Source organism: Nocardia sp. NPDC058497 (genome assembly GCF_042720195.1).
GTDB lineage: Bacteria > Actinomycetota > Actinomycetes > Mycobacteriales > Mycobacteriaceae > Nocardia.
The window spans coordinates 1-9,559 of the sequence record NZ_JBHXMY010000204.1 but is presented as its reverse complement, the minus strand read 5'-3'; the positions used below and the strand labels follow the sequence as shown (position 1 = coordinate 9,559).

Sequence of the window (9,559 nt, the reverse complement as noted above, 5' to 3'; positions counted from 1 at the left end):
ACTGATCCGGCGAGAACATCGGTAACTCACCGGGTACGGGCTAACTCGCTCGACCTCCTGACCGCCAGCCGCGTACCCGGGTCTCCCCGCGCCTAGATCTGGCCAAGAGTCGCGGAGAGGCGGTACTGCCTACAGCGCGCTCCACGCGACGCCGATGGGGGTGTCGATCTTCTTGAGCGGGATCCAGCCGAAGGCGTCTTCCTGCATGCAGTCGTAGATCGGGACGTCGGCGGCGTTGCCGCGGCAGGCGATGGTGGTCGAGGTGCCCGTCGCGCTGACGATGATGAACTTGCCGTTCTTGGCGGCGTCGAGCGCGGCAGGGTCGGTGTAGTTCACGAAGCTCGAGGTGAAGTCGGCGTACGCGGCCGGATCACCGTTCGGCTCGGCGTTGGCCAGGCCGGTCATGGAGAGGGTGGCGCCGATCACGAGGGTCGCCAGGGAAAGCACTTTCTTCGACATGAACAGCGATCCAACCCGATCTTGATGACATGTGCACGACCTACAGATGAACCACCAGGTAGCGAGGATTTTACGCTGACTGATCCGAAATGCGATCCTCGGCGCCGATCCGTTCCGCCTCCACCGTCGCCGGATGCACCGCGATCAGGCCGAGTCCCTCCCTGCGCCGGCACAGCCGCGCGAGCTCCTCGTAGGCGGGCGCGCCGAGCAGTTCGCGCAGTTCCGGGCCGTAGGACTGCCACACCGGCTTGGCGCCGACATGCGCGTCGGGGGAGCCGGTGCAGTACCAATCCAGGTCGAGGCCGCCGGGACCCCAGCCGCGCCGGTCGTACTCGGTGACCACGGTGCGCAGGATCTGCTCGCCGTCGGGCCGCTCCACCCAGTCCTGGGTGCGGCGGATCGGCAGCTGCCAGCAGACGTCGGGTTTCACCTCGAGCGGTTCGATACCCTTGCGCACCGCCATGATGTGCAGCGCGCAGCCGGGGCCCGCGGCGAAACCGGGGCGGTTGAGGAAGATGCAGGCGCCGTCGAAGCGACGGGTGCGCAGGGCGGGTTCGTCCTCGAGCTCGTCGAGTTCGAGGTAACCCTTCTTGACCACCTTGCCCTTCTCGGTGGCCTCGCCCATCAGCTGCCAGTCCTCGGGTGTGAGCATCTTCACAGCACCGGCCAGGCGCTTGCGGTCGTCCTTGTCGGAGAGGAAGGCGCCGTGCGAGCAGCACCCGTCGTCGGGGCGGTCGGCGATGATCCCCTGACAGGCCGGTGTGCCGAATACACACGACCAGCGCGACAGCAGCCAGGTCAGGTCGGCGACGATCTGGTGCTCGTCGTTTGCTGGGTCGGTGAACTCGATCCATTCGCGCGGGAAGTCGAGCTCGACCTCGGGGCTCGGATCGATCTTTCGCCCAGGTCGGAGCCCGGTCTCCGCGGAACCAGATGCGCCTTCGGTCACAACTTATGACGCTAACAGTTCAGTCGCCTGACCTGTAGGACGGGATCACCAAGTACCGTATTCCTGTGCGGCTTGGTGTTCTCGATGTCGGAAGCAATACCGTTCACCTGCTCGTGGTGGACGCGCATCGTGGTGGACACCCGATGCCGATGAGCTCGTCGAAGTCGGCGTTACGGCTGTCGGAGAACATGGACGGCGACGGGCGGATCACCGAGGCGGGCGAGGCGCGGCTGGTCGCCACCATCGCCGAGTTCGCCGATCTGGCCCGCAGTTCCCGGTGCGTCGAGCTGATGCCGTTCGCGACTTCGGCGTTGCGTGAGGCGAGCAATTCCGAGGAAGTGCTGGCCCGGGTTCGCGCCCTGACCGGTGTCGATCTGGAGGTGCTCTCCGGCGAGGACGAGGCCAGGCTGACGTTCCTCGCGGTGCGCCGCTGGTTCGGCTGGAGCGCTGGTCGCATCCTCAATCTCGACATCGGCGGCGGCTCGCTGGAGATGTCCAACGGCGGCGACGAGGAACCCGACGTCGCGCTGTCGCTGCAACTCGGCGCGGGCAGGCTCACCAGGGAGTGGCTGCGCGACGATCCACCGGGCAAGCGCAAGATCGCGGTCCTGCGCGACTGGCTCGACGCGGAACTGGTCGGGCCGGGCAAGACCCTGCTCGAGCCGGGCAAGCCGGAGCTGGCCGTCGGCACCTCGAAGACGTTCCGCTCGCTGGCCAGGCTGACCGGTGCGGCACCCTCGGCCGCCGGTCCGCGGGTGCGCCGTACACTGACCAGCTCCGGTTTGCGCCAGCTGATCGCGTTCATCTCCCGGATGACCGCGTCCGACCGCGCCGAGCTGGAAGGTGTGAGTTCGGACCGGTCCCAGCAGTTGGTGGCCGGCGCACTGGTCGCGGAGGCGAGTATGCGGGCGTTGTCGCTCGACAGCATCGAGATCTGCCCATGGGCGCTGCGCGAAGGCCTGATCCTGCGCAAACTGGACACCGAGCCCAATGGCGGCCCGGTCATCCTGCCGCCGGCCGAAGCGGTGGCGAGAGCGGAGTCGGCATGAGTGGTGAGGATTCGAAACAGCTATCGGTCGCCGAACTACTCGCGCGCAATGCCGCGCAGGGCGCCTCGCCGCCCTCAGGTGGCGGTGGCCGTCGCAGACGCAGCGGGCGCGGGCTCTCGGTCAACGATCTGACCGGTGAGAACGCGGCCGTCAAGCCGAACTCGCACGCCGCGCCCGCGCCCGAACCGGCCGCTCCGACCTACCATCCCGCGCCGGAACCGGCGAGCTACGAACCACCCGCGAGCTATGCACCGCCCGCGAGTTATGAGCCCGCGCCGTATCCGCCGCCGGGCCCGGCCGAGCCGGCGTTCTCGCCGATGTCAGGGCCGATCACCCGCTTCGATCCCCATTCGGGGTTCTCCGCTCCCGACCCGAACGATCCGCTCGGCGTGGCGGGCCCGCGCCCGTCGTCGGATCCGTTCGGTCCGTTCCGGGCCGAGGCGCGCGACACCTCGGCACGCCCCAACGGGCGTGGTCCGGGCAGGCTCGGCGCGCCCGGTTCGGCGCAGCCGGTCGATCCCGGCATCGCCGAGATGTTCGGCTCCGGTGCGCTGCCCGCGGTGCCGGGGGCCGCCGGTGGCCGTCGTCGTAGGCCCGATCCGGAGGAGGTCCCCGAGCCGCCGCAGGCGCCGCCGGTCACCGGTGGTCGCGCCGCGCGCAGGCGGGCCGCCGAGGCCGCGGAGGAAGCCGCCGCCGTGCCTGTCGCGGAGCCGTCCGGTTATACGCCTGCCGGCTATGACTACGAGCCCCCGAGTGCCTTCGACGGCCGCCGGGACGCGCCACCGTTCAACGGCTATCCGGGCGCCGATGCGCCGGGCTTCGGCGGTTACCCGGATGCGGGACCTGCCTTCGGGCCACGTCCGGATTCGGTCCCCGGCTTCGGCGGTTTCGCCGACGTCGATGCGGCTCTCGGCCGGCGCCAGGACAACGCCACCCAGGCCTTCGAACCGTCAGACGCCCCGCAGGCGCGGGGGACCGGCTGGCCGCAGGCCCCGGAGGCCGATCAGCGGCCGTCGCTGGATCGCCGACGGTCCGAGGCAGGGAAGAAGGGCGGACTGCCGTCGTGGTCGGCACGCAGGCATCGTCCCGACGCCGAGGAGTCCGCACCCGACAGCGGTGGGTTCGCCACGGCCGCGTGGTCGCCGGTCAGCCAGGAACAGCCCTTGATCTCCGGCCAGTCGGTGGCCGGTGACCTGCTGCGCCAGCGCGCCGACGACGCCGACGCGCGCACCGAGGTCTATCGCGTCGGCGGCGAGCAGCCGGGCGCCGACCCCGACACCGACGACTACGCCGAGTCCGATTACGTCGACCGCGACTACGCCGACAACGACTACTCCGACGCCGAATACGACGACGGCGAGTACGACGACGAAGACGACTACGACGACGACTACGAGCCCGAGCCGAAGCCGACCAGGGCGAGCAGGCGGGCCGCGACCAAGGCGGCCGCGTCCAAGGTGGCGCGCCGGGCCAAGTCGCGCGCCGCGAGCCGGATGGCCGCGAGCCGGGTGGGTGCGAGCCGGGTGGCGGCAGGCCGGCTGGCGGCGGGCCGGCTGGCGGCAGGCCGGGCCGGCGCCCGCTCCGCGCGCACCGCCACCGACGACGCCAACCGCCGTCAGTGGCTGATCCTCGCCGGACAGAGCGTCGGCGCGGCGGTCGCGGGCATGTTGCTGTTCAAGGGTTTCGAGACGATGTGGGAGACGCTGCCGTGGGTGGCGCTCGCCCTCGCGATGGTCGTGATCCTGGGACTCGTCGCCCTGGTCCGGGTGCTGCGCCGCACCGACGACATCTTCAGCACTGTGATCGCTGTCGTCGTAGGCGTCTTCGTGACGCTGGGACCGCTAGCCTTTCTCCTCAGTACCAGCTGAAGCAGGGAGTGGGCTGTGGGGAACACGCGGGCGGACATCGGAATCGGGCTGTCGACGGCGTCGGTATATCCGGAGAACACGCAGGCGGCGTTCCGCTACGCGGCCGAATTGGGTTACGACGGTGTGGAATTGATGGTGTGGGCCGAGCCGGCCAGCCAGGACATCGCGACCGTGCAGTCCTACGTCAAGCGCTACGACGTTCCGGTGCTCGCCGTGCACGCGCCGTGTCTGCTGATCTCCCAGCGGGTGTGGGGCGCCGACCCGGTGGCCAAGCTGGAACGCAGCGTGCGGACCGCGCAGGCGCTGGGCGCCGACACCGTCGTGGTGCATCCGCCGTTCCGCTGGCAGCGCCGCTACGCCAAGGGCTTCGCCGACCAGGTCGGTGAGCTCGAGGCGGGCTATCCGGTGAAGGTCGCGGTCGAGAACATGTTCCCGATGCGGGCCGACACGCTGTTCCGCGAGGGCGCGGTGCGCAGGCTGGAGCGCCGATCGGGGCCGGGCCGGGCGGTGAGCGCGTTCAGCCCGTCGTTCGATCCCACCGACATCGGTTTCGAGCACTACACCCTCGATCTGTCGCACACCGCGACCGCGGGCGCCGACGCGCTGGAACTGGCGCGGCGGATGGGGGACGGCCTGGTGCACCTGCATCTGGCCGACGGCCGCGGCGCCGCCCACGACGAGCACCTGGTCCCCGGCGAGGGCACCCAGCCGTGCGCGCAGCTGTGCGAGTACCTGGTGCACACCGGCTTCACCGGGCACGCGGTGGCCGAGATCAACACCCAGACGGCGCGGACCACCGCCGAGCGCTCGGCGCTGCTCGGCCGCACCCTCGATTTCGCGCGCAGGCACCTCACCGGCGCGACCCACGCCGACCGCACCTGACACATCACACCGCCGCGCCATGGTGGTCGCCGTGGCCTGCTTGTACGCTGTACGAATTGCCGTTGCACAGCGACCAGGAGTGACGATGACGCGAGAACTCGCGACCGACGCGCCGTTCAGTCAGGTGGTCGACCTGACCGAGCTCCCCACCACCGATGCCGAGACCGGGCGCTACGTCGGCATCATCGCGCCCACCTGGACCATCGGTCCCAAGGTGCACGGCGGCACCATGGTCGCCGCCAGCGCCGCCGCGGCCACCCGCTGGCTCACCGAGGCCGACCCCGCGCTCGCGCAGATGGCGCCCATCGCGGCCAGCTCCGACTTCCTCGGCGCCCCCGAGCCCGGTGAGGTCGAGTACGCGGTGCACATCCGCAAGAAGGGCCGCCAGATCTGCCTCGCCGACGCGGAGCTGATCCAGGACGGGCGCACGCTGGTGCGCACCGCCTTCACCTTCGGCCACCTCGACGCCGACGGCACCCGCTTCAGCGACACCGGCACCGACATGCCCGCCGAGCCGGACGCCGCCGCGCTCGAGTACACCCCCGATTCGCCGATGGGCAAGATCGTGCACGTCGGTGAGGTGTCGCGGGTCTTCCTCGACGCGACCTGGGCCGACTTCGCCCGCGGCGAGACCGGCCCGCCCCGGGCCCGGCTGTGGATCCGCCCGCTCGACGGCGACGAGGCCGACCCGCGCGTGCGCGCCGCCTTCGCCATGATGGCCGCCGACATGAGCCCGCCGGTGCCGATCAACCTCGGCCACTTCGGCTGGTCGCCGACCGTCCAGATGACCACCTACCTGCGCCGCATCCCCGCCCCCGGCTGGCTGCGCGTCATCGCGACCGCCCGTGAGGTCGGTGAGCGCATGTTCGACGAAGACCAGCTGGTCATCGACTCCACCGGCGCCGTCGTGGCCCAGAGCCGCCAGCTGGCGCTGATCCCCTCCGCCTCTCCGCGTACTTAGACAGTCCGTCTCTGCGGTTACCCACACATCACGCGAGAACCGACGTAACGCACTGATCACGCGAGCACATGGGTAACTCCCCAACCACCTCGACCGACGTACCTTCCTACGCAGGACCTGTACGTAGCCGAGCGGCTCCTACTCGTACGGCCTAAGTACGCGGAGAGGCGGGATGGGCGGGCTGCGTTGGGCTGACCGGGTTGTCCCGCTTAGCCTTGTCTCATGACGAGAATTGCGGTGGTCGGTGGCGGGCGGATCGGTGAGGCGCTGGTCGCCGGATTGCTGGAATCCGGCAGGGCGACCAAGGATCTGGTCGTCGTCGAGCCGGTCGCCGCGCGGGCGGCGCAGCTCGCCGAGCGGTTCAAGATCCGGGTGACCGGATCGGTCGCCGACGCGGTCGTCGGTGCCGACATCGTCGTCGTCGCGGTCAATCCGGGCGATGTCGACTCGGTGCTCACCGACCTGTCCAAGGCCGACCTCGACACCGGCCGCGACCAGGTGCTCGTCTCGCTGGCCGCGGGTGTCACCACCGCGCGGCTCGAGTCCAAGCTGCCCGCCGGCTTCGCGGTGGTCCGGGTCATGTCGAATACGCCGATGCTGGTCGGGCAGGGCATGAGCGTGCTCTCCGCCGGCCGCTACACCGACGCCGAGCAGCTCGAGCTCGTCGGCGAGATGCTCGAGGCCGTCGGTCAGGTGGCCACGGTGCCCGAAGCCCAGATGGACGCGGTCACCGCGGTGTCGGGTTCGGGACCGGCGTATTTCTTCCTCGTCGTCGAGGCGATGATCGATGCGGGCGTGAGCCTGGGGCTGACCCGCGATGTGGCCAGCCAGCTGGTCGTGCAGACCATGATCGGCTCGGCCGCGCTGCTGGACGAGACCGGGCAGAGCGCGGTCGATCTGCGGGCCGCGGTCACCTCGCCCGCCGGCACGACGGCGGCGGCGCTGCGGGTGCTCGAGCGCGGTGCGCTGCGGTCGGCGTTCATCGAGGCGCTGCACGCCTCCAAGCAACGCTCCGCGGAACAGGGCGCGTCGAACGAATGACGATCGGGTACCCGGGATGAAAACCGATTTCTCACACCCGTCGCAGTAATCCCACTGGTCCCGCTAAGCTCGTAGAAGCACGTGCGTGTCTGTTCCGCCGGTGGGGAAGCCGGTGGCGCGGACGTGCCGGAGGTCAATGGTGCCATGATGTCTGCGAACAGAATGTCTGCAAGCAATTCACCGGCGTCGGGCGGTGGATCGGGTTCATCCGGTCCGCGGGCCGGCTCCACGCAGGGACAACCGGTGATCGGCGGTGGCACGCAGTTTCTCACCGTCGCCGAAGTCGCCGAGCTCATGCGGGTGTCGAAGATGACGGTGTATCGGCTCGTGCACTCGGGTGAACTGCCCGCGGTGCGGGTCGGCCGCTCGTTCCGGGTGCACGCGAAGGCGGTGCACGACTACCTGGAGACGTCGTACTTCGACGCCGGTTGAACCAGCCCGCCAGGTAGAAGGGCGGTTTCGTCGCTGCTCGGGTGTCCCGGTAGCATGAACCCTCGGTTCGTGTCCGCCTGCCGGTGGCACCGCTTCGTGGTGTCCGGTGCGCCCCGGCGGCGCGGGCACCAGACGACGCACGCGACACCGCGTGTGTATGCCGAGTAGAGAAACGCGAGGAAACCCTATGGGTTCTGTGATCAAGAAGCGCCGCAAGCGTATGTCGAAGAAGAAGCACCGCAAGCTGCTTCGCCGCACGCGTGTTCAGCGGCGCAAACTCGGCAAGTAAGCCCGCGTGCCTACGCGAGCCCGTCACCTTCGGAGGTGGCGGGCTTGTGTGTTCTTACAGCGTCAGTGTTAAAAGCTTGTTGATCGTGTCGGTGGGTGGCGCGAATGCGGCTACTCTGGTACGCGGGAAAACATGAGAAGCGCAGGGGGCTTTGAGTGGGACCGAGTTCAGACACACGGGAACGACACGTACCGAAGGTAGTTCTGGTCACCGGTGCCAGCCGCTTCTTCGGTAGTAACGTCGCGTCCCGGCTCGCCGCGGAACCGGGTGTCGAGCGGGTGATCGCCGTCGACACGATGACCCCGAGCCGGGACCTCCGCCGTCGCATGGGCAGCGCCGAGTTCGTGCGCGCCGACATCAGGAATCCGCTGATCCGCAAGGTCGTCGAGGGCAACGACGTCGACACCGTCGTGCACGCGGCCGTGCTCACCCGTCCGCCCGCCGGTGGCGGTCGCGCGGTGATGAAGGATCTCAACGTCCTCGGCACGATGCAGTTGCTCGCCGTGTGTCAGAAGGCGCCGTCGGTGCGGCGCGTTGTCGTCCGGTCGTCGTCGGCGGTGTACGGCTGCAGTGCCAAGGACCCGGCGAAATTCACCGAGGAAATGGGCGCGCGTACCCCACCGCCCGGTTGGTTTGCGCGCGACATGATCGATATCGAAGCGCTGGTGCGCGGAATGGCGCGGCGCAGGCCCGATATTTCCGCATCGATTCTGCGTTTCGCGCCGATCGTGGGTCCCCGGCTGGCCGATCGCGGCGTGCAATATCTGCGTTCGCCGATCACGCCCACCGTGCTCGGTCGCGAAGCCAGGCTGCAATTACTGCATGAGGAAGACGCTGTCGCCGTCCTGGTGCACGCCGCATTACGCGCACACGGCGGCACCGTGAATATCGCGGGCGACGGCGCGCTGGCCATGTCGCAGGCGATCCGCCGGGCAGGGCGCATAGTCGCGCCGGTGCCGTTCTTCGTTTTCCGCACAGTCGGGCGCACGCTGATGGGCCCGGTCATGCGCGGATTCAGCAGTGAACAACCCGACTACTTCTACTTCGGTTGCGGGCTCGACACGACCCGCATGCGGACCGAACTCGGTTTCACCCCACGCTGGACCTCGGTCCAGGCATTCGACGATTTCATCGCGGGCGCAGCGTTGCGGCCCGTCTTCGATCCGGCATGGATCGACGCCGCGGAAACCAAACTGCTCGGCCTCATCGGGGCCGGTTCGGGAGCGCATACATGAACGAGGGAGCGAAAGTAATTCGTCTCGACGTGAATGTCGAGGCCCGGCAACGACCACCGGCGCGGCGTTGGCCCGACCAGCCGGTGCAGGCCACCCCGGTCACCTCGCTGAGCGAACGCAGGCCCGGCATGCCGACCCTGCCGCCAAGGAGCCTGTCCGACATCGTCCGCGACGCCGTCGGCGCGCAGATCGAGAACGCCGCGGAATTCGCGCGGCGCAGGTTCACCGGCGACTACCAGGTCGACGAGTTCGGCTACGACGAGCACCTGCTCGAGTCGGTCATCCTGCCCGCCCTGCGGCCGCTGTCGGACTTCTGGTTCCGGGTCGAGGTCGCGGGCATCGAGAACATCCCGGCCACCGGTGGCGCGCTGATCGTCGCCAACCACGCCGGCAC

The 9,559-nt window shown here is 69.3% G+C and carries 10 protein-coding genes and 1 pseudogene; 9 read left to right on the top strand and 2 right to left on the bottom strand.

Features of this window, described 5'->3' with window-relative positions; genetic code table 11:
- Positions 1-129: 129 nt before the first annotated feature.
- Positions 130-459 carry a hypothetical protein gene (locus tag ACFWPJ_RS15885; protein ID WP_378851875.1) on the bottom strand — a complete coding sequence of 110 codons (330 nt, stop codon included), beginning with the start codon at positions 457-459 and terminating at the stop codon, positions 130-132.
- 70 nt (positions 460-529) lie between these two features.
- Positions 530-1,408 (bottom strand): hypothetical protein, encoded by an 879-nt coding sequence (locus ACFWPJ_RS15880; protein ID WP_378851872.1) that lies wholly within the window; start codon positions 1,406-1,408, stop codon positions 530-532.
- Between the two features lie 65 nt (positions 1,409-1,473).
- Between ACFWPJ_RS15880 and ACFWPJ_RS15875 the strand changes: the two genes are divergently transcribed.
- The 9 genes and pseudogenes from ACFWPJ_RS15875 to ACFWPJ_RS15835 form a co-directional block, all read left to right on the top strand.
- Positions 1,474-2,457 carry a hypothetical protein gene (locus ACFWPJ_RS15875; RefSeq protein ID WP_378851869.1) on the top strand — a complete coding sequence of 328 codons (984 nt, stop codon included), beginning with the start codon at positions 1,474-1,476 and terminating at the stop codon, positions 2,455-2,457.
- The gene (locus ACFWPJ_RS15870; RefSeq protein ID WP_378851867.1) at positions 2,454-4,325 is read left to right on the top strand and encodes a hypothetical protein; all 1,872 of its coding nucleotides are present in this window, start codon (positions 2,454-2,456) and stop codon (positions 4,323-4,325) included. Before ACFWPJ_RS15875 ends, ACFWPJ_RS15870 begins: the two co-directional genes overlap by 4 nt.
- A 15-nt stretch (positions 4,326-4,340) precedes the next feature.
- A complete protein-coding gene (locus tag ACFWPJ_RS15865; RefSeq protein ID WP_378851864.1) occupies positions 4,341-5,207 on the top strand; it encodes a sugar phosphate isomerase/epimerase family protein in 867 nt (288 codons plus the stop codon).
- 85 nt (positions 5,208-5,292) lie between these two features.
- The gene (locus ACFWPJ_RS15860; protein ID WP_378851862.1) at positions 5,293-6,168 is read left to right on the top strand and encodes a thioesterase family protein; all 876 of its coding nucleotides are present in this window, start codon (positions 5,293-5,295) and stop codon (positions 6,166-6,168) included.
- Between the two features lie 222 nt (positions 6,169-6,390).
- Positions 6,391-7,209 carry a pyrroline-5-carboxylate reductase gene (gene proC, locus ACFWPJ_RS15855; RefSeq protein ID WP_378851860.1) on the top strand — a complete coding sequence of 273 codons (819 nt, stop codon included), beginning with the start codon at positions 6,391-6,393 and terminating at the stop codon, positions 7,207-7,209.
- A gap of 162 nt (positions 7,210-7,371) precedes the next feature.
- Entirely contained in the window at positions 7,372-7,641 is a 270-nt protein-coding gene (locus tag ACFWPJ_RS15850) for a helix-turn-helix domain-containing protein (RefSeq protein ID WP_378851878.1), read from the top strand.
- Between the two features lie 187 nt (positions 7,642-7,828).
- Positions 7,829-7,930 carry a 30S ribosomal protein bS22 gene (locus tag ACFWPJ_RS15845; protein WP_003402602.1) on the top strand — a complete coding sequence of 34 codons (102 nt, stop codon included), beginning with the start codon at positions 7,829-7,831 and terminating at the stop codon, positions 7,928-7,930.
- A gap of 155 nt (positions 7,931-8,085) precedes the next feature.
- On the top strand, positions 8,086-9,165 hold the full coding sequence (locus ACFWPJ_RS15840; RefSeq protein ID WP_378851857.1) for an NAD-dependent epimerase/dehydratase family protein: 1,080 nt from the start codon (positions 8,086-8,088) through the stop codon (positions 9,163-9,165).
- Positions 9,162-9,559 (top strand): annotated as a pseudogene (locus tag ACFWPJ_RS15835) (hypothetical protein); the annotation flags it as partial. The gene ACFWPJ_RS15840 and the pseudogene ACFWPJ_RS15835, both read left to right, overlap by 4 nt.